Annotated in this window: 19 protein-coding genes; 10 read left to right on the top strand and 9 right to left on the bottom strand. The window is 71.0% G+C overall.

Annotated elements, in window-relative coordinates; genetic code table 11:
* Positions 1-16: 16 nt before the first annotated feature.
* The 4 genes from AB0M30_RS18885 to AB0M30_RS18870 form a co-directional block, all read right to left on the bottom strand.
* Complete coding sequence (locus AB0M30_RS18885) at positions 17-1,243, bottom strand: Dyp-type peroxidase (RefSeq protein ID WP_364585283.1); 1,227 nt, start codon at positions 1,241-1,243, stop codon at positions 17-19.
* The gene (locus AB0M30_RS18880) at positions 1,240-2,397 is read right to left on the bottom strand and encodes an EfeM/EfeO family lipoprotein (RefSeq protein ID WP_364585352.1); all 1,158 of its coding nucleotides are present in this window, start codon (positions 2,395-2,397) and stop codon (positions 1,240-1,242) included. The genes AB0M30_RS18885 and AB0M30_RS18880 overlap by 4 nt, the downstream gene beginning before the upstream one ends.
* A gap of 204 nt (positions 2,398-2,601) precedes the next feature.
* Positions 2,602-3,384: a metalloregulator ArsR/SmtB family transcription factor gene (locus tag AB0M30_RS18875; protein ID WP_364585282.1), complete on the bottom strand. Its 783-nt coding sequence runs from the start codon at positions 3,382-3,384 to the stop codon at positions 2,602-2,604.
* Positions 3,385-3,462: 78 nt separating this feature from the next.
* Positions 3,463-4,167 carry a hypothetical protein gene (locus AB0M30_RS18870; protein ID WP_364585281.1) on the bottom strand — a complete coding sequence of 235 codons (705 nt, stop codon included), beginning with the start codon at positions 4,165-4,167 and terminating at the stop codon, positions 3,463-3,465.
* A 275-nt stretch (positions 4,168-4,442) separates the two neighbouring features.
* On the opposite strand from AB0M30_RS18870, the gene AB0M30_RS18865 reads away from it, so the two are divergent.
* Positions 4,443-5,231 (top strand): hypothetical protein, encoded by a 789-nt coding sequence (locus tag AB0M30_RS18865; RefSeq protein ID WP_364585280.1) that lies wholly within the window; start codon positions 4,443-4,445, stop codon positions 5,229-5,231.
* On the top strand, positions 5,228-7,384 hold the full coding sequence (locus tag AB0M30_RS18860) for a serine/threonine-protein kinase (protein ID WP_364585279.1): 2,157 nt from the start codon (positions 5,228-5,230) through the stop codon (positions 7,382-7,384). The genes AB0M30_RS18865 and AB0M30_RS18860 overlap by 4 nt, the downstream gene beginning before the upstream one ends.
* On the opposite strand, the gene AB0M30_RS18855 is transcribed toward AB0M30_RS18860, so the two are convergent.
* Positions 7,362-7,784 (bottom strand): hypothetical protein, encoded by a 423-nt coding sequence (locus tag AB0M30_RS18855; RefSeq protein WP_103338383.1) that lies wholly within the window; start codon positions 7,782-7,784, stop codon positions 7,362-7,364. The genes AB0M30_RS18860 and AB0M30_RS18855 overlap by 23 nt on opposite strands.
* Before the next feature lie 261 nt (positions 7,785-8,045).
* Here AB0M30_RS18855 and AB0M30_RS18850 point away from each other — a divergent pair, with 261 nt between their 5' ends.
* The 5 genes from AB0M30_RS18850 (at position 8,046) to AB0M30_RS18830 (ending at position 14,582) form a co-directional block, all read left to right on the top strand.
* Positions 8,046-8,600, top strand: coding sequence for an AAA family ATPase (locus AB0M30_RS18850; protein ID WP_364585278.1), 555 nt, complete (start codon positions 8,046-8,048; stop codon positions 8,598-8,600).
* A gap of 702 nt (positions 8,601-9,302) precedes the next feature.
* Positions 9,303-11,069 (top strand): glycoside hydrolase family 18 protein, encoded by a 1,767-nt coding sequence (locus AB0M30_RS18845; protein WP_364585277.1) that lies wholly within the window; start codon positions 9,303-9,305, stop codon positions 11,067-11,069.
* Positions 11,070-11,117: 48 nt separating this feature from the next.
* The gene (locus tag AB0M30_RS18840; RefSeq protein ID WP_364585351.1) at positions 11,118-11,870 is read left to right on the top strand and encodes an IclR family transcriptional regulator; all 753 of its coding nucleotides are present in this window, start codon (positions 11,118-11,120) and stop codon (positions 11,868-11,870) included.
* Between the two features lie 73 nt (positions 11,871-11,943).
* Positions 11,944-13,095, top strand: coding sequence for a 4-hydroxybenzoate 3-monooxygenase (locus AB0M30_RS18835; RefSeq protein WP_364585276.1), 1,152 nt, complete (start codon positions 11,944-11,946; stop codon positions 13,093-13,095).
* A 431-nt stretch (positions 13,096-13,526) separates the two neighbouring features.
* The gene (locus AB0M30_RS18830) at positions 13,527-14,582 is read left to right on the top strand and encodes a LacI family DNA-binding transcriptional regulator (protein ID WP_364585275.1); all 1,056 of its coding nucleotides are present in this window, start codon (positions 13,527-13,529) and stop codon (positions 14,580-14,582) included.
* 43 nt (positions 14,583-14,625) lie between these two features.
* Here the strand turns inward: AB0M30_RS18830 and AB0M30_RS18825 are convergent, their stop codons facing one another.
* Genes AB0M30_RS18825 through AB0M30_RS18815 form a run of 3 tightly spaced genes read right to left on the bottom strand, consistent with a single transcriptional unit; the run spans position 14,626 to position 18,972 of the window.
* Positions 14,626-16,608: a HAMP domain-containing sensor histidine kinase gene (locus tag AB0M30_RS18825; RefSeq protein WP_364585274.1), complete on the bottom strand. Its 1,983-nt coding sequence runs from the start codon at positions 16,606-16,608 to the stop codon at positions 14,626-14,628.
* Positions 16,598-17,293 (bottom strand): response regulator transcription factor, encoded by a 696-nt coding sequence (locus AB0M30_RS18820; RefSeq protein WP_364585273.1) that lies wholly within the window; start codon positions 17,291-17,293, stop codon positions 16,598-16,600. Before AB0M30_RS18820 ends, AB0M30_RS18825 begins: the two co-directional genes overlap by 11 nt.
* A gap of 53 nt (positions 17,294-17,346) precedes the next feature.
* Positions 17,347-18,972: a DUF885 domain-containing protein gene (locus AB0M30_RS18815; protein WP_364585272.1), complete on the bottom strand. Its 1,626-nt coding sequence runs from the start codon at positions 18,970-18,972 to the stop codon at positions 17,347-17,349.
* A 553-nt stretch (positions 18,973-19,525) separates the two neighbouring features.
* On the opposite strand from AB0M30_RS18815, the gene AB0M30_RS18810 reads away from it, so the two are divergent.
* Positions 19,526-19,786, top strand: a complete 261-nt coding sequence (locus AB0M30_RS18810; protein WP_364585271.1) for a hypothetical protein — start codon at positions 19,526-19,528, stop codon at positions 19,784-19,786.
* Positions 19,787-19,890: 104 nt separating this feature from the next.
* On the top strand, positions 19,891-20,397 hold the full coding sequence (locus AB0M30_RS18805; RefSeq protein ID WP_364585270.1) for a hypothetical protein: 507 nt from the start codon (positions 19,891-19,893) through the stop codon (positions 20,395-20,397).
* A gap of 54 nt (positions 20,398-20,451) precedes the next feature.
* Here the strand turns inward: AB0M30_RS18805 and AB0M30_RS18800 are convergent, their stop codons facing one another.
* On the bottom strand, positions 20,452-23,043 hold the full coding sequence (locus tag AB0M30_RS18800; RefSeq protein ID WP_364585350.1) for an exo 1,3/1,4-beta-D-glucan glucohydrolase: 2,592 nt from the start codon (positions 23,041-23,043) through the stop codon (positions 20,452-20,454).
* A gap of 249 nt (positions 23,044-23,292) precedes the next feature.
* Between AB0M30_RS18800 and AB0M30_RS18795 the strand changes: the two genes are divergently transcribed.
* The gene (locus AB0M30_RS18795; RefSeq protein WP_364585269.1) at positions 23,293-23,700 is read left to right on the top strand and encodes a GNAT family N-acetyltransferase; all 408 of its coding nucleotides are present in this window, start codon (positions 23,293-23,295) and stop codon (positions 23,698-23,700) included.
* Positions 23,701-23,842: the final 142 nt, after the last annotated feature.

The raw sequence follows: 23,842 nt of genomic DNA, 5'->3' as shown, positions 1-23,842 counted from the left end.
TCGTGGTGGGATTCGCTTACGCGAGCAGGGAGCGCCCGAAGTGGTCGTCCGGGCCGGAGACGCCCGGCAGCGCGAAGAAGTAGCCGCCGCCGAACGGGGAGATGTAGTCGGTCAGGGGTTCGCCGGCCAGGCGCGTCTGGACGGCCTCGAACTGGCGCTCCAGGTCCTGCTGGTAGCAGACGAAGAGGAGACCCATGTCCAGGTTGCCGTTGCTGTCGACGCCGCGGTCGTAGTTCACCGCGCGGCGGAGGATCCGGCTCGCGTCGGTCTCCGGCGTGCGCGGGTTCGCCTTCCGGATATGGCTGGTCAGCGGGATGACCGTGCCGACCGGGTCGTCGGAGTAGCGGGGGACGTCGGTTTCCGCGGTACCGTCGAGCGGGGCACCGGTGTCGCGGCGGCGGCCGAACATGTTCTCCTGCTCGGCCAGCGAAACGCGGTCCCAGAACTCCACCAGCATCCGGATCAGCCGGACGACCTGGTAGCTGCCGCCGGCGGTCCACGCGGGCTCGCCCGGCGTCCACACCAGACTGTCCACTTCGGATCCGATGGGATTGGCGGTGCCGTCCTTGAAGCCCATCAGGTTGCGTGGCGTGCCTTCGGGCCGGGGTGGTGAGCAGAAGCCGTTGAGCTTCCAGCGCAGCTGCATGCCCCCGCGTGTGGCGCGCGCGATGTCCCGCAGGGCGTGCAGGACGGTGTCGGTGTCGTTCGCGGAGAGGATCAGGCTCAGGTCGCCGTGGCACTGGGCGGGGTCGAGGGCGTCGTCGGGGAACGTCGTCATCGGCTTCAGCTTGGCGGGCTTGAGGTTCGCGAGCCCGTACCGGTCGTCGAAGAGGCTCGCGCCGACGCCGAGGATGACGCCGAGGTCGCTGCCGGGCACGACGGGCCCGAGGACGCCGGAGTCGGCGGGCGGCGCGGTGATCCCGAGCGCGGCGGGCGCCCCGCCGGCGGTGAGGAACCGGGCCCGGTCGGTGACGGCGCGGAAGAGCTCGGTGAGTTCGGCCTTGGACTCGGCGACGGCGTCGAAGGAGGCGACGATGGTCTGCGCCGGCGGTTTGCGGAGGATGGCGGCCTGGTGGGGGCCGTGGAAGGGAACGGGCGAGGTGCCGTCCGGGACGGTCGCGGAGGAGGCACCGAGCCCGGCTCCGGCGGCCACGGTGAGCCCGGCGCCCATCGCGGCCCGGCGGAGGAAGGACCGGCGGGGGAGCCCGGAACCCGGGGCCGGTCCGTGCGGCGAGTTCGTCACGAGACCCTCCTCGGCTCGGCGATCGCCGCGATCGGGGCCAGCAGCTCCGTCAGCTCGCTCACGTCCGCATTGACCTTCTGCCGCTGCTCCCGGCTCAGGTCCGCCGGCCGGAACCACGTGCCGTCCGGGCGGTGGGCCGCGTCCAGCGCCTTCTGCGTGCGGTCGAGCCAGCTGTCCACCTCGGACAGCGCCGGGTAGCGCGGCGTCAGCAGCGGCCGCAGGACGTCCAGGACCGCGCGGGTGCCGTCGAGGTTCGCGCGGGCCGTGGCGAGGTTCGTGCCGCTGCCGTAGTCGGTGCGGCCGGTCAGTTCGAACTGCAGCGTGTTCTCCATGATCTCGTGCGCGCGCAGCCCGAGGTCGTTCCCGTCGACCTGGCTGTCGGCGAAGGACGTCTGCAGCGCGCGGGCGTCGGTGTCGAGCTGGTCGGCGACGGCGGCGAGCGCGCCCAGGTCTTCGCCGTGCCAAAGGCCCTGCTCCAGGCGGTGGAAGCCGGTGAAACCGGGGTCCGCCGGGCCGCTCGGCAGGCCGTCGGCCGTGCCGTTGAGCGCGCCGTCGGAGTCGCCGAACGCGTCGTAGGCCGCACCCAGCCGCTCGTACGCCAGGTGGGCGGTCAGCCACGCCGCCTGGCTCGCCGCGCGGTCGCCGCCGTGGACGGTGTTCTTCAGCGCGGCCGTGTCCGCGACCAGCTCGCCCAGCCCCGTCGAGACGTGCTGCTGGTAGGCCTTGAGCGGGCCGAGCAGGTCGTCGTGCGTCACCGGGGCGACGCCGGGCCCGGTCCGCTCGGCGCCGCCGGTGATCCGCACGGCCGGACCGACGATCGCCCCCGCGTCCTCGGGCAGGCAGCGGAACGCGTAGCTGCCGTTGCCCAGGTTGACCTGCAACGGCCGGGTCGTCGCCGCGCCGAGGCCCTCGACCTCGCCGTAGATCACGCCGGTCGCCGGGTCGATCAGGTCCACCTCGGCCGTCACCGACCCGGTGTTGTGCAGGCGGAACGTCTGCGGTCCGGGCTTCGGATCCGTCCAACCGGTGCCGCACGCCGAGCGCGAGACCGCGATCTCGGGGTCGACGGCGGCCGCGTCGCCCGGCCAGAACGCCACGACGGCGCCCGCCGCGGCGGCCACGACCACGGCCACCACGATCCAGCGGGTACGCACTGACCCCGGCACGCGCACTCTCCCGTCACTCGATCGGACCATCACCGGTCACGGATTATGCGAGCCTAACGCCCCGAAAACCGCATCGGATGGCGTTGCGCGAGCGAAGTTCACCCGGACTTCAGCCGGGCGCCCACGAAACGGGGAGGATTCAGACGTATCAGCGTGCCAGATCTGTCTGGTTCGGGAAATTAGCCCGGTTGATCAGGCTTGGGGCAGCGGTGAGCCGGTCTCCAGCAGCGTCTTCAGGCTGGACAGCAGCGCGGGCCAGCCTTGGCTGCACATCTCCAGCGTCGTGCTGCCGGGGTCGAAACCGTCGTGGAGCACGGTCAGCTTGACCATTTTCCCGTGCGGTTCGATGGTGAACGTGACTTTGCTCCGGCTTTCCCGCTGCAGTTTCCCCAGTGTTTCTTCGTCGATGCCGTTGGCTTTCGCCCATTCCGCGGTGAAGGTGTGCCAGGTGTAGGAAAGCCGCCGGTGCGGTTCCGATTCGAGCACGACCTGTCCGGGATCGCTCGTTTTCGCGCCCCGCTCGGCCCACGTCATCGGCGAGCCCTGTTTCCAGTCGGTTTCGAAGGAAACGCCCCAATACCGGCTCGTGAACGCCGGATCGGTAAGCGCTTGCCAGAGTTTCTCGGGCGTGGTGTCGATGTAGGTGGTGTAGGCGAAATCGTTCATCGGTGCGGACTCCAGTGCTCGTTTGAGATCGGCCAGCGCGCCGGCCCGCCGCCGGTCGTAGCGGGTCATCCAGCGCTCGGCGATCGCGTTGATCGGGCCTGCGTCGAGGTGGTGCAGCTTTTCGCGGCCGCGCCAGGTGGTCGTGATCAGCCCGGCCGCCTCGAGCACGGCCAGGTGCTTGCTCACCGACTGGCGGGCCATGTCCAGGCCCGCGCACAGTTCGCGCAGGGTCTGGCCGTTGCGGTCGTTGAGCACGTCCAGCAGCTGCCGGCGGCTGGGATCGGCCAGCGCCTTGAAGACCTCGTCCATCGCGCCTTCCGGGTGACATGCAGCTGTCCGGCTGCCTTTTGACGATAGGCAGCCGGACGGGTGCATGTCAACCGGGGTTCAGCGGAAGCGGATCACCGTGATGCCGGCGAGGACGAAGAACACGAGGATGACCAGCGTGCCGGTCTGCCCGCCGGAGGAACGGGTCACGACCTGGTCGACGGCGCCGGTCAGCCGCACGCCGCACTCGGCGACGACGGTGTGCCGCCCGGCCTCGATGCGGGTGAACTCGACGGGCGCGGTGAAGGCGCCGGAGCCGTCGGTGTAGGCGCTGCCGACCTCGGTGCCGTCCGACATCAGCGTCACCATCCGGCTCGGCAGGCAGCCCGTCCCGGACGCCGAGAGCGGCTCGCCGGGCTTGATGCTCGGCCGGTCGAGCACCAGGTCGCCGGGCTTCGGCGCGGTGCCGGACGTCGTGGGGGTGCCGGGCGTGGCCGGTGGGGTTTCCGGGGTTGTCGTCGGCGGCGTCGTGCTCGTGGCCGGCGTCGGCGGAGTGGGGGTGATCGTCGGTTTGCCCGCGGTCGGGGTCCCCGGCCGGGCCGGGGGCGTGGTCACCGGCGTGGGCGGCGTGGTCGTGGTCGGCGGCGGGGGCGTGGGGGTGGGCGACGCGGTCACGGTGAACCGGCTGCCCGCGCTGAGCGGTCCGCCGGTCCGGGCGTTGGTGCACGTGCCGGTGACCGGGTAGGTGCCGGCCGCGGCACCGCCGGGCACGGTCGCCGCGACCGTGCCGCTCGTTTGCTCGAGGGTCGCGTTCGCCGACCACATCGGCGTGCCGTTCCAGGAAAAGGTGACCGGCCCTTTGCACGGGTAGAAATTCCAGGAAATGGTGAAGGAGCTTCCGGCCTGGCCGCTCGACGGTTTCAAACCAACCGACGATGTGTATTGTGCGTTCGCCGTGCCCGCTCCCGCGAGCAGAAGCAACGTTCCGGCCACGGCGCCGAAAACCAGCCGAACCACGAATCGCATTGGGACGTCCCTCCCCGGTGTGTGCTCGCTGTAGCATTCCGGACCAGTCGGATAACGCAAGTAGGGGATGCCCAATGGGACGTGTCATCGCGGCGGGGGTTGCGTTGGGTTTGTGCGCGGTGCTGCTGGGCGCCCCACCCGCCTCGGCCGCATCCGGCTCGCTCCAGCTGCAGGTGTCGATCGACAAGCGGCCGATCGAGGACGCCACGGTCCCGATCGATCCGGCGAATCAGGTCGAGCTGCAGGTCGTGGCGACCAACTCCGGCAACGCGCCGGTGAAGGTCCGCAGCGTGCGGCTCTCGGGCGTCGCGCTCGCGCTGACGTTCTTCGCCTACGACACGACCGCGCCCTTCGAGGTCCCGGCCCGCGGCTCGGTGTCCCGGACGTTCGTCCTCGACCTCGGTGACCTGGCCGGGCAGGCGACCGGGCTGCTGCCGTCGTCGGTCGAGCTGCTCGACGCCGGGCGCGGCACGCTCGGCGAGGCGACGACGGTCGCCGACGTCCGCGGCTCCTTCTGGTCGGTCTACGGCGTCTTCGGCCTGGCGATGCTGGTGCTGACCATCCTCGCCTGGGTGACCGCGCTGCTGGCGCTGGCCCGGCACCGGCTGGCGCCCAACCGCTGGCGCCGCGGCGTGCGGTTCCTGCCCGCCGGGTTCGGCACCGGCCTGGTCGCGGTGATCAGCCTGTCGGTGCTGCGCCTGGTCCCGCCCGAGCCGGCGATCGAGATCCCGGTGGTGCTCGGGGCGGCGGCGATCGCGTTCCTGCTCGGCTACCTGACCCCGCACCCGGCGCCACCCGCGGTGACCGAGAGTGACGCCACGGTGCAGCTCCCGCTGCCGTCAACGCAGGAATTCACCCGATGAGCGCACCGGCCGAACTGGTCGCCGCCCTGCCGCAGTACGACATCGGGGAGTCGATCGGCGAGGGCGGCATGGGTGTCGTGTTCGCCGGCGTGCACCGGACGCTGGGCCGCAGCGTCGCGATCAAGCAGCTGCCGTGGGACGTGCTCAACCACGCGGCGAGCAGCGAGCTCTTCGACCGCGAGGCGCGGGTGCTCGCCAGCCTGGACCACCCGCACATCGTCCCGGTGTACGACTACGTGCGGACGGGCCGCGAGCACCTGCTGGTGATGGAGCGGCTCGACGGCGGAACGGTGCACAGCCGCTTCCACGGCGGCGGCGTCAGCGGCGAGCAGGCGTGCGCGATCGGGCTGGCGATGCTGGCCGGGCTGCACGCGGCGCACCGGGCGGGCGTGCTGCACCTCGACGTCAAGCCGCGGAACCTGCTGTTCAGCACGCAGGGCGTGGTGAAGGTGGCCGACTTCGGCATCGCCAGGGTGATCAGCGAGGGCGCCACGTTGGTGACGCACGGTGGCGAGATCCTGGGAACACCGGCGTACATCGCCCCGGAGCAGGCCATGGGCAACGCGCTGAGCGCGGCGGCCGACGTGTACGCGGCGGGCACGGTGCTCTACGAGCTGCTGTCGGGCCGGCTGCCGTTCGACAACACCCGCGGCGCGATCAGCATGATGCGCCAGCACATGTTCACCGACCCGCAGCCGATCGCCGGGGTGCCGGCCCCGATCGCCGGCGTGGTGATGCGCAGCCTGGCCCGCGAGCTGGACGCGAGGTACCGCGAGGCGGAGTCGTTCGCGGCGGACCTGGCCGCGGCGGCGACGGTGGTGTACGGCTCGGGGTGGCTGGAGCGGGCTGGGGTCCCGGTGCTGCACCTGACACCCCGGATGATCGCCGGCCTCAATTCGGTGACCGCCCCGGTGCTGCCGGCGGACGCCCGGACGCGGCCGGTGGCCCGGCCCGGGGCCACGCTGGTGGGAGCGCCCGCCGAGGTGGGTGATCCGGGGTGGGCCGGTGGGCCCGGCGCTGGTGCGGCCGGCCCGGGTTCGCCCGGTGGCGGGCCGGATGGGGCCGGCGGCGGGTGGCCCGGTGGTGCGGCCGGCGCCGGAGTGAACGGCTCCGGGAGGCCCGGTGGGCAGGCCGGGCCGGGAGACGCGGCTGGTTCGGGGTGGCCCGGTGGTGCAGGCGGCGCCGGAGTGGCTGGTGCCGGAAGGCCCGGTGGGCCAGGCGGGCCGGGAGACGCGGCTGGTTCGGGGTGGCCCGGTGGTGCAGGCGGCGCCGGAGTGGCTGGTGCCGGAAGGCCCGGTGGGCCAGGCGGGCCGGGAGACGCGGCTGGTTCGGGGTGGCCCGGTGGTGCAGGCGGCGCCGGAGTGGCTGGTGCCGGAAGGCCCGGTGGGCCGGGCGGCGAAGCCTCAAGTGGTTGGCCCGGTGGTGCGACCGGCGCTGCGGCGGACGGTTCCGGCGCCTCTCAAGCCGCCGTGGTGTGGTTGCGGCTGGCCGCCGGAGCTGCCGCGATCGTCCTCGTCGTGCTCGCCCTGCTCAACCCCGCTCGGCTGCCGCACCAAGCTTCCACTCTGGTCCTCGGAGGCGCCTCCGACTCGGCGCCGGTCGAGGTGGATCTCAGCAAGCCGCTGGTCCTGACCGGTCCCGGCAACCCCGGCCACGTCGCGCTCGACCTGTCGGCCGCCGGGATTCCGCTCGGGTCCGCGTCCGCCGAAGCGAAACCCGGCGGCAACGGCTTCACCGCCGAACTCACCCTGCCGGGGATCGCCCGGTGGATCGTCGGCGGCGCCGTCACCGCCGACGTGCGGACCGGTTCGGCCACCCAGACGTTCACGCTGCTCACCAGCCAGCACCCGCTGGCCAGCGCGATGGGCGCGGGCAGCCTCATCCTGGCGCTGTTCGCCCTCGCCTACCTCGAATCGGGGCTGCGCACGATCCGCAACGGCCACCGCTGGCGGGGCGCGGCGGTCGGCGGGCCGGTGCTGGGCCTCCTGTTCGGCGCCGCGGTGTGGCTGTGCGTGACGGTGCTGCGCGTGCACGAGCCGTCGCCGGGGTTCGGGGCCGGGTGCGCCGTGGCGGGCGCGGTCGCGGCCGGGCTGGTCGTCGCGGCGGCGCGGCGCCGGGCGTCCACAGTGGTCAGTCGACCATCCGGACGGTGACGTGCGGGCTGTAGCTCTTGCGCCGGCTCCACCCCTGTTCGGCGCACAGGCTCAGCTGGATCGCGCGGTCGGCGGGCGCCCAATAGCCGGTGCGGACGAAGTAGCCCTCCATCGTGTTCAGCGCGCCGAGGCTCTTGCGCGCCGAGCACATTTCCCAGCCCCACTGGCGCCCGGTCTTCTCGACGCCGTTGCGGCGCACGGAGATCCGCGGGTTGCCGACCGCGCGGATGTCGGCGTCGCCCTCGGTGACGTAGACGACGCCGTCGATCTTGTAGAACCGGTTGTTGTCCAGCAGGGCCACCTGACCGGAGAGGGTGATCCCGACGCGGGCGCCTTCCTCGCCCGTGAGTGTCCAATCGAGACAGAATTCCTGGACCGGAAGTTCCAGCGACTGGGTCATGACGAGTTTCCCCTGTTCTCACTGAGCGTCCCTTTCAGAAGATAGGGATTTTCCGGGCGCCGGGAAGGGGTCGGCGCGATCTTCACCCGAACCGGTTCCGGACTCGGATGGCTTGTGGCGCAGGGGTTTTCCGCCGGCGAGTACGGCGGGTGACAGCGACAGTTCCGGGCGGGTGGTCTTCGGTGCACGGATGGTTACTTGTTACTGTGCGTGAGTCGAAGGTAAAGGAACCATTACCTTCGCCGGGGCGTTGGACGGGACATGAGCGAGCCCACTGTCATCGAGCTCGGCCCGCGCGACCTGCTCGTCGTGGCGGGGCTGCCCGGAGCGGGCAAGACGACCATGCTCCGCCACGCCGCGGCGGGGCTGCCGGTGCTGGACTCCGACCAGGTGCGGGAGCGGCTCGGAGCGGTGGTTCCGCCGGTGGTGCCGTACCGCTGTTACCGGTTGGTCGTGCACGCCTGGCATCGGCTGCGGATAGTCGGGCGGGCGCTCGGTGATGGCCCGATCGTGGTTCATGAGCCTTCGACGCGGGCGTCGACTCGGGTGCTGCTGGCGCTGGTCGGGGTGGTGAGCGGGCGGTCGGTGCGGTTGCTGTTCCTCGATGTGCCGGCGGAGGAGGCTCTGGCGGGGCAGCGGAGCCGGGGGCGGGTGGTGCGGGCGCGGTCGTTCGCGCGGCATGTTCGGCGGGTGGGGAAGTGGCGGGAGGAGTTGCTGGCGGATCGGGTTCCGGTGGGGTGGCGGAGTGTTCAGGTGATCGATCGGGCGCGGGCGGCGCGGACTCGGGTGGTGGCCGAGGTTCTGGTGGGGTGTTGAGGGCTCTTTCGGTTCTTTTGGTGAGGTGCCGCTCTTTTGAGGAGCCGCCGCTCTTTGGGGAGTTTTACTGACTTCCACCGACCCGAACGCCGGATTGTTCAACGGCCGTCACGCCGCGTCAAGGCGGGAAAGCGTGCCTTGACCCGGCGTGCCGGCCGCTGAGGCGGCTGCGTATCGGGTCGGCAGGGGGTGTGGTCGTGGGCTTGGGCCGGTGGGCTCCTCACCTTTGGCATGGCTTTCCGGCGGCAGCCTGCCGTGGCTCGCCGGTGCCGGTGCCGGTGCCGGTGCCGGTGCCGGTGCCACGCCTCCGGCAGCGGTGGCTCGCCCGGCTGCCCGCGCAGCCTGCAGGGCTTACCTTGGCCAGTGCCGCCTCGCCGGTGCAGCTCAGCCGGCCGGCCGCGCCCACTCACCTCAGCTGGCGCCGGGGTCCCATCGGCGCAGTCCATCGCGCCCTCGGCGCTGCCCGCCGGCGCTGCCCGCCGGCGCTGCCCGCCGGCGCTGCCCGCCGGCGCGGCCCGCCGGCGCGGCCCAGCGACCCGCGTCAGCGCTCACGGGCGCCCCCAGCCCCCGGAGCCGGCCCCATGGGAGGCCGGGGAGCATCCGCTGCGGCACAACCATCACCGCCGCCGCAACCCTCCTTTTGGTCTGGACAATTTACATATTGGTCTAGACAATAAGGTCTCTCCCTGACTGGAGGACCCGATGAGGCGTTCCCGACTGTCCGTCACCCTCGCCGCCTTCCTGCTTGCGCTCTCCGGGCTGCTCGCCGTCCCCGCCGAGGCCGCCAACCTCCTCACCAACCCCGGCTTCGAAGCCGGGTCGCTCTCCGGGTGGGCCTGTGCCAACGCGACCGCCGTGAGCACGCCCGTGCACTCCGGCGGCTACGCCCTCTCCGGTACTCCCGTCGGTGCCGATTACGCCCAGTGTGCGCAGACCGTCTCCGTTCAGCCCAACACCACCTACACCGTCTCCGCCTGGGTGCGGGGGAACCCCGTCTACCTCGGCGTCACCGGCGGCCCCTCGACCTGGTCCGGCAACTCGAGCGCCTACAACCAGCTGTCCCTCAGCTTCACCACCGGCAACCAGACCTCCGCCCAGCTCTACCTCCACGGCTGGTACGGCGCCGGCACCTACTACGCCGATGACGTCGTCCTCGATGGTCCCGGTGGCAATACCCCTGGTACGCCCGGTGCTCCCGGTACGCCGCAAGCGACCGCCGTCACCGCCGGCTCCATCGCCCTGAGCTGGGGCGCCAGCGGCGGTACCGTCACCGGGTACCGCGTCTACGAAGGCGGCACCGCCGTCGCCACCGTCACCGGAACGAGTACCACCGTCAGCGGACTCGGCGCGTGCACCACCCACAGCTACACCGTCGCCGCCTACAACAGTGCCGGTGAGTCGCCCAAGAGCGGGACCGTCACGGCCAGCACGAGCGGCTGCGTTGACACCGGCCTGCCCAAGCACGCCCTCGTCGGGTACCTGCACGCCAGCTTCGCCAACGGGTCCGGGTACGTCCGGATGGCCGATGTGCCCGCAGCCTGGGACATCATCGATCTCGCCTTCGGGGAACCGACCTCCGTCACCTCCGGGGACATCCGCTTCACCCGGTGCCCCGCCTCCGAATGCCCGAACGTCGAAAGCGACGCCGACTTCGTCGCCGCGATCAAGGCCAAACAAGCGCAGGGCAAGAAGGTGCTGATCTCCATCGGCGGGCAGAACGGCCAGGTCCAGCTGACGACCACCGCCGCCCGGGACAAGTTCGTCAGCTCCGTCTCCGGCATCATCGACAAGTACGGCCTCAACGGGCTCGACGTCGACTTCGAGGGGCACTCGCTGTCGCTCAACGCCGGCGACACCGACTTCCGCAACCCGACCACGCCCGTCATCGTCAACCTGATCTCCGCGCTGAAGACGCTCAAGGCCAAGTACGGCTCCGGGTTCGTGCTCACCATGGCGCCCGAGACGTTCTTCGTACAGGTCGGCTACCAGTTCTACGGCGGCACGAGCGCCGGTGACGCGCGGACCGGTGCCTACCTGCCCGTCATCCACGCCCTGCGGGACTCGCTCACCGTGCTGCACGTCCAGGACTACAACTCCGGCCCGGTCATGGGGCTCGACAACCAGTACCACAACATGGGCGGCGCCGAGTTCCACATCGCGATGACCGACATGCTCAAAGCCGGCTTCAGCGTGGCGAACACCGGGCAGTTCTTCCCCGGCCTGCGGCCGGACCAGATCGCGATCGGGCTGCCCGCCGCCGTCAGCGCGGGCAACGGCTACACCTCGCCCGCCGACGTCCAGACGGCGGTGAACTGCCTGGTCAAGGGTAGTGGCTGCGGTTCGTACACCCTGCGCGGCGGGACCTCGCCCGGCTTCCGCGGGCTGATGACGTGGTCGATCAACTGGGACAAGTACTACGGCTGGGAGTTCCAGAACAGCCACGAGCCGTTCCTGAACGCCCTGCCGTGACCGTCGGCGGTGTGCCCCGCCGCTTCCGTGGGGCACACTGCTGGCGTGGTGAAACCGCTGCTGGGCGAGTCCGTGCTCTCGCGCGTGGTCCGCATCTTCGAGACGTTCGGGCCGGACGCGCCGGCGTTGCGCGTCACCGATATCGCGCGGGGGGCGAACCTGCACGTCGCGACGGCGTCGCGGCTGGTCGAGGAGCTGGTCGGGCACGGCTGGCTGTGGCGGGACCCCGACCGGAAGATCCGGGTCGGCGTCCGGCTTTGGGAACTGGCGTCCCGCGCCTCGCCGACGCTCGGGCTGCGCGAAGCGGCGATGCCGTTCATGGAAGACCTGCACGCCGTCGTCGGGCACCACACGCAGCTCGCGGTGCTCGAGGACCGCGAGGTGCTGTTCGTCGAGCGGCTTTCGGCGCCCGGGGCGACGCTCAACGTGACGCGGGTGGCCGGGCGGCTGCCGCTGCACGCGTCGTCGTCCGGGCTGGTGCTGCTCGCCCACGCGCCCGCCGACCTGCAGGAACAGGTGCTGGCCGGCCCGCTGGAAGCCTTTCGCCGGACGACGCTGACCGAGCCGGTGCGGCTACGCCGGTTCCTCGCCGACGTCCGGCGGAACGGGTACGCCTTCTGCGCCGGCTTCATCGACGAGGAGACGACGGGGATCGCCGTGCCGCTGCGGGGGCCCTCCGGCGAGGTCGTCGCGGCGCTTTCGGTGATCATGCCCAACGACCGGAACGCGCGCATGCAGATCCCGGCACTGCGGGCCGCGGCGCGCGGGATCTCACGGGCGATGGGGAATTCCTCTCACTGAATGAGAATATACTGGTGGCGGGTGGTGCCGCCGATCCATGCTCGGGCTCTGTCGCGGGAAAGGACGTCCTCCAGTGCGCACCCAAGTGGTCATCGTCGGCGCCGGCCCGGCCGGGCTGCTGCTGTCCCACCTGCTCGGTCTCGAAGGCATCGACTCGGTGCTGCTCGAACGGCAGACCGCGGAGTACGTCCAGGCGCGCATCCGCGCCGGCATCCTCGAGGCGGGGACCGTGGAACTCCTGCGGGACGTCGGCCTCGGCGCCCGCCTCGACGTCGAGGGCATGGAACACCGCGGGATCCACCTGCAGTGGCCGGAGCACCGGCACCACGTCGACTTCACCGGCCTGATCGGACGGTCGGTGACGGTCTACGGGCAGACCGAGGTGACCAAGGACCTGATGGCGGCGCGGGAAAAGGCGGGCCGCCCGGCGTACTACTCGGCCGCCGACGTCACGCTGCACGACGTCACCGGGCAGCCGTCGGTGACCTTTGTGGACGATTCCGGCGTCGCGCGGCGGGTCGAGGCGGACGTCGTGGTCGGCTGCGACGGCTTCCACGGACCGAGCCGGGCGTCCGTTCCGGAACCGCGGGTCTGGGAGCGGGCTTACCCGTTCGCGTGGCTGGGGGTGCTGGCCGACGTCGCGCCGTCGACGGACGAGCTGATCTACGCCTGGCACCCGGACGGGTTCGCGATGCACAGCATGCGCTCGCCGCGGGTGAGCCGGTTCTACCTGCAGGTGGCGCCGGACGAGGACATCGCGCAGTGGAGCGACGACCGGATCTGGACGGCGCTGTCCGAACGGCTCGGCGTGCCGGGGTGGACGCTCGAGACCGGGACGATCACGGAGAAGAGCGTGCTCCCGATGCGGAGCTTCGTGACGACCCCGATGCGGCACGGAAACCTTTACCTGGCCGGGGATGCGGCGCACATCGTGCCGCCGACGGGGGCGAAGGGGCTGAACCTGGCGGTGGCCGACGTCGCCCTGCTGGCGCGGGCCCTGACGGCGTCGTTCGGCGGTGACGACCGGCTCGTGGACGCGTACTCGGAGACGGCGTTGCGGCGGGTCTGGCGCTGCACGCACTTCTCGTGGTGGATGACGTCGATGCTGCACCGCCACGGCGACGACTTCGACGCCCAGCTCCAGCTCTCCCAGCTCCAGCGCACGGTGACGTCGACGCCCGCGAAGACCGAACTGGCCGAAAACTACGCCGGCCTGCCCCTGTAACCGTGTGACGGAAGGGCCGGCACGCGTGATTGAGGCGTCGACACGCGTGATTGAGGGGTCGACACGGCGCGGGTGGCGGCGGGCGGGTGTCGACCCGGCAATCACGCGTGTCGACCCTCCAGGCACGCGTGTCGGCCCTCTGATCACGCGATCTGTCCGGTGGTGACTCTTGACGCCCGGGGGCGGGCGGGCGCACCGTACCTGCGTAGTAATTCGAATTAGCAGCGCGGGGATGGTTCATGCGGGAACTGGGCACCGAGATTTTTGTGGTCGGCGGGGTGGCTGCCGCGCTGGCCGCGGCGAAGCGGGCCGGCGGGTCGTGCTCAGCGAGGAGACCGGGCCGCTCGCCGCGTTCGCCGTGGACGAGAAGTGCGGGGTACTGACCGTGCCGCCGGTAAGGTCTGCCGGACAGCGGCGGGAGGGAGTCACCGATGACGGCGGGTTCGGGCCGGGTCACGCAGGCCCAGGTGGCGCGCCTGGCCGGCGTCTCCCAGGCCGTCGTGTCCATGGTGCTCAACGGCTCCGACAGCCTGCGCATCACCCCCGAGACCCGCGACCGCGTGCAGCAGGTGCTGCGCGAAACCGGGTACACCGTGGACATCATGGGCCGCCGGCTACGCGGCAAGTCCAACCGGATCCTCGGCGTGTTCACCTACGAGTCGGTGTTCCCGTCCGGGGTGGCGGACTTCTACCGGCCGTTCCTGCTCGGCATCGAGGAGGAAGCCGAGGAGCAGGGCTTCGACCTGCTGCTGTTCACCAGTGGTGGCCGCCGCGACGGGCGCCGCCGGATCTACGAGTCCGGCACGAACCGGCTGCGCATCGCCGACGGTTCGATCCTGCTGGGCCGGCACAACGATCCCCAGGAGCTCGCGCAGCTGGTCGACGAGCAGTTCCCGTTCGTGTTCGTCGGCCGCCGCGAGTCGCCGACCGGGCCGATCAGCTACGTCGGCGCCGACTACGTCGCGGCCACCCGTGAGGTCCACGAGTGGCTGTGGGGGCTCGGGCACCGCCGGATCGGGCTGCTCAGCGTGACCGAGGAGAACGAGCCGACGCTCGACCGCCGCGCCGGCTACGAGGCCGCGGCGCGCAAGCACCGGCGGACCCCGCTGGTGTTCCTGGAGGAAGACCCGGCGCTCGCGCTGCGGCAGGTGCGCGACGAGGGTGTCACGGCGTTGCTCGTCGAAAGCTCCGCGATGGCCGACGGCATCCTGGCCTGCGCGCACGACCTCGGCCTCGGGGTGCCCGAGGACCTTTCGCTCGTGGTGCTGGGGGACGCCGACCCGTCGCAGCAGCCGCCGGTGCACGCGGTGCCGAGCACGGTCACGGACTGGTCGATGTTCCGCATCCCGCGCCACGAAATGGGGGTGCACGCCGTGCGCCTCCTCGTCGGGCTGCTGGCGAACCCGAAACCCCGGCAGCTGCTGCTGCCCTGCCTGCTCCACGAGGGTGCCACCACGGCGGGACCCTCCACAAAGCACTCTCGCTGATGGCACCCCGGTCGCGCACTTCGGGAGCGCCGCCGCGACCGCGTCAGGACTGACGATCCGCCGTGGCTCCACGACGATCGCGATCGGCTGGGGCACCGCGCTCGGCGCGACCGTCACGGCCACCGGCGTCACCTTCCTCCGCGACGGGGCCCGGCGGCTGTACGTCCTGCGCGTCCCCCACGGCGGCGTCCTCACCACCGGGACCCGCCTTCGGTAGCCGGACGGTGAACGTCGATCCGGCGTCCACTTCGGACTCGACGGTGACCGTGCCGCCGTGCGCCGCGACGAGGTGGCGCACGATGGCGAGGCCGAGCCCGCTGCCGCCGGTCTGGCGGCTGCGGGACTTCTCGGCCCGCCAGAACCGGTCGAACACGTGCGGCAGGTCCTCGGCGGCGATGCCGGAGCCGGTGTCCGCCACGGCGAGCGTCACCTCGTCCACAGTGGACGAGATCCGGATGGTCACCCGGCCGCCGGGCGGCGTGTGCCGGATCGCGTTCGTCACCAGGTTGCCGGCGACCTGCCGGAGCCGGACCGGATCGGCCGCCAGAGTGGCTTCGCCGAGCGCTTCGACGGTGAGCGTGACACCGCCGGCGGCGGCCCGGTCGGCGTGCGCGGCGGCGACGTGGCCGGCCAGCTCCGCCGCGTCGAGGGGCTCGGGGTGCAGGCGCAGCTGCCCGGCGTCGGCCGCGGCGAGGTCCTGCAGGTCGTCGACGATGTGCTGCAGCAGCACGGTCTCCTCGAGCAGCGACGCGCTCAGGGCCCGGTCGAACGGCAGGTGCCCGTCTTCGGCGGCCTCCAGCCGGCCGCGGATGACGTTGAGCGGGTTGCGCAGCTCGTGGGCGATGTCGCTGACCATCGCCTTGCGCTGCTCCTCGATGCGCTCGCGCCGGGCGGTGAGGTCGTTGAACGCGGCGGCGAGGTACCCGACCTCGTCGCGGGACTTCACCGGGGCCGGCCGGTCCTGCTGCGCGGCCTCGGTCAGCGCCCGCAGCGGACGGGACAGCCGCCGCGCGACGAGCGCGGTGAGCGCGACGGCCAGCGCCAGCACGCCACCGGTCACCGCCAGGATCCGGGTGAGGTTCTCCCGCGACAGCGTGAACGTCGGCAGCGGTGACCCACCCGGGCCGAGCGTGAACAGCAACGCGGGCGGCGCGACGTACGGCGCGAGCTGCTCGCGGCGGGCCGAGTCGAGGCAGCCCTGGACCGGCCGCTGATCGGGGACGTCGAGCACCTCCAGGTCGCGGTCGATCTTCACCGGGTCGCCGCCCTGGTTCTGCACGCAGCGGTTGACGGTCTCGTTCAGGCTCGTCAGCGCGGCCTGCTCGGTCGGGGTGGGGGCGGCCAGCTCGAAGAGCCCGCACTTGCCCGCGTAGTAGCGGACGGAAAGCGGGTCGAGCCCGGTGAGCTGGGGCCGCCCGCTCGGCGAGTCGTGGACCTGACCGGGCAGGCCGACCGCGGCGAGGCAGGCGGTGGCCTTGTGGGCCAGCACGGTGAGCTCCTCGCGTTCGGACGGGGGCAGCTTGAACGGGCCGGTCGCGCGCGGGTCGATGCCGCTCGTCCCGGCCTCGGGCAGCAGCACCGGGTCGACGTGCAGGGGATCGACCGACGCGGTCGCCTTGACCGGCAGGGTGACCGGCGCGCCGCCGGAATCGCCGAGGACGCGCCGGTCGAGGGTGGTCAGCACGACCCGGCGGCCGGTCTGTTCCGACAGCGTCCGCAGCCGGGGGCCGACCTGGTCCCACGTGTGGTTCGCCGCGGCGAAGCCGAGCAGCTCGGTGTAGATCGTCGCGTCGCCGGAGAGGGCCTGGCCCTGCTCCTGCTGGATCGCGCGGGTGGTGGTCTGCACGGCCAGCCACGCGGTCGCCGCGATGGAGGCGAGCGCGATGAGCAGGGAGACGGCGCTGAGCCGGACGACCAGGCTGCGCCGCCTCGGGAAGCTGCGCTTCTGCGCCTTCGGCCGAGAAGCGCGCCTCGGGCTGTGCTGATGCGCCCTCGGCTGAGAAGCGCGCCTCGGGCTAGGCGTCATTTTCCGCCGTCAGCTTGTAGCCGACCCCGAAGACGGTCCGCAGGTGGACGGGCTTCTGCGGGTCCGGCTCGATCTTCTTCCGCAGGTTGAGCACGTGGACGTCGATGATCCGGGTGCTGACGAACCGGTCGTCGCCGCGGGTCAGTTCGAGCAGCTGCCGGCGGGTGAACACCCGGCCCGGCTGCCGGATCAACGTCTCGAGCAGCTGGAACTCGCCCGGAGTGGTCTCCACCGGCCGGTCGCCGACCGAGACTTCGTGCCGCACCGGGTCGAGCCGCAGGCTGCCCGCGCGCAACGCGGTGTCGGGCGGTTCGCGGCGCCCGGCGGTCCGCCGCAGCAGCGTCCGGACCCGGGCCATCAGCTCGCGCGGGCTGTACGGCTTGGTCAGGTAGTCGTCGGCGCCGAGGTCGAGGCCGAGCAGCAGGTCGTCCTCGGTGGCGCGGGCGGTCAGCATCAGCACCGCGACGTCGGACTCCTGCCGCAGGATCCGGCAGACGTCGAGGCCGTCGACCTTCGGCATCATCACGTCGAGGACCAGCAGGTCGGGGCGGTCGCGCCGGGCCTCGTCGAGCGCCGCCCGGCCGTCCGGGGCCAGCACCACGGTGTGCCCTTCGCTTTCGAGGTAGAGCCGGAGGACCTCGGCCTGCTTCTCGTCGTCTTCCGCGACCAGTACACGTGCGCACACGGCGTCGAGGGTAGGCGTCCTGACACGGTGGTCACCCGATCCTGACCGGATCTTCACACCTTGGGGCCGCCGGCCCAGGCCCGCACGACGTCCTCCAGCACCTTCAGCGGCAGCTGCCCGCCGCCGAGCACCACGTCGTGGAACTCCTTGATGTCGAAGGCGGCGCCGAGCCGTTCCTCGGCGAACCGGCGCAGGCGCACGATCTCCAGCCGTCCGGTCATGTAGGCCAGGGCCTGGCCGGGGCTTTCGATGTACCGGTCCGTTTCGGACTGCACTTCGACCTCGCTGAGCACCGTGTGCGCCCGCAGGAACTCGACGCACTGCTGCCGCGTCCAGCGCAGGGCGTGGAGACCGGTGTCGACGACCAGGCGCGCGGCGCGGACGGAGTCTTCGACCACCATGCCGAGCCGCATCACGTCGTCGGAGAACAGGCCCATCTCGTCGGCCAGCCGTTCGGTGTAGAGGGCCCAGCCTTCGCTGAAGGCGGAGATCACGGCGATGCGCCGCAGCCGGGGCAGCTCGGTCAGTTCCTGCGCCAGCGATTCCGCGAAGTGGTGGCCGGGAACGGCTTCGTGGAACGCCACGGTCTCGGCGATGAACCGGTCGCGCGTGTGCACCTCGTGCGTGTTGGTGTAGTAGGTGCCCGGCCGCGAGCCGTCGAGCGCGGGCGGCATGTAGTACGCCGCCGCGGCGACGGGCGCTTCGGCTTCCGGCACCGCCCGGACGACGCACTCGGCGTCCGGCACCCTGTCGAACCAGCCCGGCGCCGCGGCGGTCGCGCGGGCGACGGCGTTCCGGGCGGTTTCGAGCATCTCCCCGGCGTCGCGCCAGCGGAGGCTTTCGTCGCTGCGCAGCCGCCGGCGCACCTCCGCCGGGTCGATCGACCCGAACACGCGGCCGCCGATCTCGGCGTACTCGGCTTCGAGCCCGGCCAGCACGTCGAGGCCCAGCTGGTGCAGTTCGGCGGGGGTGTGGCCGGTGGTCGTGTGCGTGCGCGCCAGGGCCGCGTAGTGCGTTTCGCCGTCTTCGAGCCAGCAGAGCCCCGGCTGGTCGTCGGACCGGCCCCGCCCGGCGACTTCGGTGGCGAGGAACTCGCGGTAGCGCTTGAGGGCCGGCCGGACGGCCCCGGCCACCAGCTCGTCCCGGCGCGCACCGCGGTCTCCGGTGAACGGGCTGTCCTGCGCCAGGAAGCGGTCCAGGAAGCCGAGAGCGTTGTGCGCCATCCGGTCCACCGGCGTCCGCCCGGCCCGCAGCCCGGCGCGTTGGCGTTCGGCGAGTGCTTCGTAGAAGGCGGGGAACGCGGCCAGCCGGGTCAGGAAGTCGTCTTCGGCCTGCTCGCCGGCGGGCGCCAGCTGCGGCAGGAAGATCGGGAGGGACATGCCGACGGCGAACATCGGATCGGCGAGGGTGAATTCCACGTCGTTCGCAGCCAGCCGGGCGAGCACGGCTTCCGCCTGCTGGACGACGACGCCCAGGGTGACGCGGTCGGGGTCCGTCGAGGTCTTCGCCCGGGCGAGGATGCCGGCGGCCCGGGCGCGGAGGCGTGCGTGGCCGGCTTCGCTCGGATCGGGCAGGTCGGCGTCGTGGCCGGGGATGCCGACGAAGGTCGCTTCGAGCGGGTTCCAGGCGCCCAGGACGTGGAGGAGTTCGTCGGCGAGGGTGGTCGCTTCGGAGGTCATTCGTCCATCGTGCCGGAACGGAACCGGGCCAGGAGCGTGCGCGACGGGATGGCTTGGACGCAGGTGGCCGTCAAGTCTTGAAGGTTCACGCGGAACCTTCAAGACTTGGACGATGAGACGTCGTGCCACCGACGCTCTCTCAGGTTCCGTGCTCCGACTTCACCATCTCGACCGCGGAACCGTGCGCCGAACTGGTCGGCACACCGCCTGCACGGTAATCGGGTTACGCCCCGAGGACAATACTGGTCTATACCGAAAAGGGCTGCCGTGCAGGCTCGAACATACTCTGAAGTGCGGAAACATTGTCGGAGTTGCCGCGTTGTGTGGACAACGGCTTGGACACTCCGGGCTCTTTGGACGCGTTCTTCGATCGATAGGTGCGTCGGGTCGGATCCAGGTGCGAGTATCGAGACGTTCCTGCCGTGCGGTGCCGTTCAGGCAGGAAACGTCCGGCGTCGAGTGCCACCTCGCGTCCGACGTGGGACCCGAGTCTCCGACTTCACCTACTCGACCGTAGCTCTCGGCACCTGAGGGCGACACTGGAGAATCGATCATGCGGAAGAATCAGTTCTGGCCATGTATGGTCGTCGCGGGTGACAGGCTTGGTTCGGTGTCCCGTGGTGCCGTCTTCGTGATCATGATTTTGATCTGGCTGGTGGGGTGCTCGGTCGGCAAGGAGCTGGTGCCGGCCTTTTTCATCACCGTTGCCGGTGTCGGTGTCTCGATCGATTGCGGCGCTCGCGTATCGCTGGCGCTGCAGTGGGATCTGCGGCTTTCTCCGGTACCCGGCGACGGCCCGGCGGGCACCGAGTGAGCCTCGGGATGGCGCAGGGATGGCGGCGCCCGTTGCGATCGACCAGGCTTGAGCTGCGCCGTGACGCCACAATCGCCCTTCAGCGCGGTCCGGATACTCTCCGGGTGTCGGAAAGGGTGGCGTTGGAGCCGGGAGAATTGGCCCTCGCCACCGTGCCGGAATTCCTCGCGGTCCTGCGAATTGTGCTCGAACGGTCCGGCCTGACGGCCGGGCAAGTAGCAGCCAAGACATCGATCGCCCGGAGTTCCGCGTACAACCTGGTGGCGAGCTCCAGGACCGGCTTGCCGGTCGATCCGGACCAAGTTTGGCTGTTCTTGGGGGGCTGCGGCCTCCGGCTGGAGCAGATCCACACGATCATGCAGGCTTGGCAGCGGTTGAAGGTCGAGCGTCGCAGGCACAGCGCGGTGACCGACCTCAAGCCGGACCGAACCGGAACGGCGACGCGCCTCTGTGGTGCGGATGTCGGGGTCGACGGATGCATCGAACACCTCCAGCTCGCCCGGGCGGCCGGCGACCTGGATGACGCGGTCGTATGGGCACGGAAGCTCAAGCTGGCCCTGTTGGCCGAGCGCGCTGACTCGGGGAGGGGAGCAGCGGTAGTCCTTGAGTGAACCCTGCCGGAACGGAACCGGGCCGGGAGCGGATCGCTCCCGGCCCGGTCGCCGTCAGGTCAAGCTCGAACAGGATCTCGCGTCCGGATCCTGAGCCCCCTTCGGTACCCACCGCACGTTCGCGAACGAAGCCTGGAACGTGCCGTCGGTGTAGACCAGGAACGGGGTGTTGATGTGCTCGAAGTCCAGCCCGTTGTTGAAGCAGGACACCGGGATCTTCACCGTCGTCTTCGGGCCGCCCGCCAGGTCGGTGAACAGCTTCGTCGCGTTCACCTCGGAGAAGCACGGGTAGACGCAGTGCATGCTGATCACCGCCCGGTTGGCCGGTGCCTGCTGCACGACCGTGTCGAACTCCAGAGCGGCGTCGGCGTTCAAATAGCCGCGCAGGTCGTTCGTGCCCGCCGTGTTCTGCATGTACAGCTGGGCCGCACCCGCGCCGGTCCAGGTCGCCTTGAGCCCGTCGGCCTGCACGTTGACGTCCGCCGGGACGACGTTGATCTCGCTGTGCGCCGCCGTGCCGTCCGGGCCGATCACCGTGCCGCCCCAGTTCTCCGCCGAGCCGATCTGGCTCGTGTACGGCGGGACGTCGGTGCGGTCGAAGATCGACAGGTCCTGGGTCGCCGTCCCGCCGCCGCCGGTCGAGGTGCAGGACGCCGGCCCGGAGGTCTCGTCCAGCTGCCCGACCGTCACGCGCTGCCCGGATTTGAGGCCGTAGCCGAGCTTGAACAGCGGGTCGTAGCCCGGCGACCACGGGTTGAGCGGCGACTGGCACGCGCTCTTCGGCCACGAGTACGACAGCGTGCCCTGGTAGCCGGTGCCGTCCTTGCCCTTGACCAGCATGTCGGCGACGCCGCCGCCCTCGGTGCCGGGCAGCCAGGCCGCCACGAACGCGTCGGAGCGGTTGATCTCCTTGTTCATGTACAGCGGGCGGCCGCCGACGTACACGGTGACGACCGGCGTGCCCTTGCCGCTGACCTTGTCCAGCACGGCCAGGTCCTCGGGGTAGAGCTTCGACGCCTCGAGCGACTTGCGGGTCAGGTCGCCGACGCCCTCGGCGTACGGCGTCTCGCCGATGACGGCGATGACCGCGTCGAAGCCCTTGGGGTCGACGGTCCCGGTGGCGTCGAAGGTGACGTTCGCGTCGCCGAGGTCCTGCTTGATGCCCGTCAGGATCGAGGTGGCGTTCGGGAAGTCGGCGTTGGTGTTGCCGGTGCCCTGCCAGCTGAGCGTCCAGCCACCCGTCTGGTTCGGGATGTTGTCGGCGCTCTTGCCGACCACCAGGACCTTCGACGCCGGCTTGAGCGGCAGCACGTTGCCGTTGTTCTTCAGCAGCGTCTGCGACTCGCGGACGGCGTCGCGGGCCAGCCAGTTGTCCTTCAGCGCCTCGTCGGAGTTGGCGTAGGAGCGGTCGGACGGCTTCTGCGACTCGAACAGGCCGTCACGCAGCTTGACGCGCAGGATGCGGGTGACGGCGTCGTCGATGCGCGCCATCGGGATCTGGCCGCTCTGCACCTGGGCGACGGTGTTGGTGATGAACGCCTTCCAGTCGTTCGGCACCATCACGATGTCGATGCCGGCGTTGATCGCCTGCGGGCACGAGGAGTTCGTGCAGCCGGTGACCTGACCGATGCCGTTCCAGTCGGAGACGACGAGGCCGTCGAAACCGATCTTGCCCTTGAGGATCTGGTTCAGCGCCTTGTCGCTGCCGTGCAGCTTGCCCTCGGTGATGCCGAGGTCGGCGTTGGTCCAGCTGTTGAACGACACCATCACGGTCTGGGAGCCGGCGGCGAGCGCGCCGTAGTAGCCCTGGCCGTGGATGTTGATCATGTCCGCTTCGGACGAGGGGTTGACGCCCTGGTCCTGGCCGTTGATCGTGCCGCCGTCGCCGATGAAGTGCTTGGCGGTGGCGATCACGCCGTTGTAGCCGATGCGCTTGGTGGCGCCGTCCTGGAGGCCGTCGATGGCTTCGAAGCCGTACGCGCGGGTGATGCGCGGGTCCTCGGAGAAGCCTTCGTACGTGCGGCCCCAGCGGTCGTCCTGGACGACGGCGAGGGTGGGCGAGAAGGCCCAGTCCTGGCCGGTGGAGCGGATCTGCCGGGCGGTGGCGCCGGCGACGTCGCGGACCAGGCACGGGTCGTGCGCGGCGCCGAGGCCGATGTTGTGCGGGAAGACGGTGGCGCCGTAGACGTTGTTGTTGCCGTGCACGGCGTCGATGCCCCAGATGACGGGGATCTTCGTGCGGCTGGTCTTGGAGGCGTCCCAGTAGGAGTCGGCGAGGTTCAGCCAGTCCTGCTGGGTGGCGTACTTCTTCCCGCCGGGCCACGAGCCGCCGCCGTTGAGGACCGAGCCGATGGCGTACTGGCGGACCTCGTCGGGGGTGATGGCGGCGATCTCGGGCTGCGTCATCTGCCCGACTTTTTCTTCCAGGGTCATGCCCTTGAGGATTTCGGCGATCCGCTGCTCGTCGCCGGCCTTGCCCTTGAGCCGGCTGTCGACCTTCGGCCAGTCCGCCAGGGTCGGCAGGCTCTTTTCGATCTTGGCGCAGCCGTCCTTGTCCTTGGCCGGCTGGCCGATGACCGGCTGGGGCACTTCGGCGGCCTGGGCCGGCGTCGCCTGGGCGATCCCGCCCAGCAGGCTCAGGCTCATCAGCGTGACGAGCGAACTTCGGCGCGCACGAGACCACGCGCGGGATCTTCTGGCCATGGACTGGTCCATTCTGCGATGAACGGCGGACCGGCCGATCCTCACCGCGCGACGGGGAGGGCGTCAAGGGTTTCGATTATTTGCAGGGCGTGTTAATTCTCGACATAAACTAAGAGTCGCTCGGTGGTGGGGTCACTCCTATCGCGTAATGCGCTTGCGGTCAAGAGCACTGAGGGGCAAGGGTTTTGCCCCATGGACATCCGCCGTGTGGTCTCACTCGATCCGCTCCTGGCGGCCGGGCACCTGTTCGACGAGCCCCCGCGGCGGGACGCCGCCGAGCGCTTCCTCGCCGCGGAAGGCCACCACCTGCTGGTCGCGTACGTGGACGACGTCCCGGCGGGCATGGTGACCGGCGTGGAGATGACCCACCCGGACAAGGGCACGGAGATGTTCCTGTACGAACTGGGCGTCGACGACGGCTTCCGCGGGCAGGGCCTCGGCCGGTCGTTGGTGACGGCGCTCGGGGAACTGGCTCGCGAGCGCGGGTGTTACGGCATGTGGGTCGTCACGGAAGGGGACAACGCGCCGGCGAAGGCGACCTACCGCGCGGCCGGCGGAGCCGCCGAGGAAGGGCAGGTGGTGCTCACGTGGACGTTCTGAGAGCCCCGCCGGCCGGATGAACTTCGCGGCGCGGCCGGCATCCGGGGCGATCCTGGGACGACGGCGGACCAGGCCGGGGCGGTGACGGCAGTGGTGGCCGGTTCTGGCCGGATCTCGATCTCGACCTCGGCGGCGCGATCTC

The organism is Amycolatopsis sp. NPDC051716, assembly GCF_040681595.1.
GTDB lineage: Bacteria > Actinomycetota > Actinomycetes > Mycobacteriales > Pseudonocardiaceae > Amycolatopsis.
This window is presented reverse-complemented; position numbering and strand designations above follow the sequence as displayed.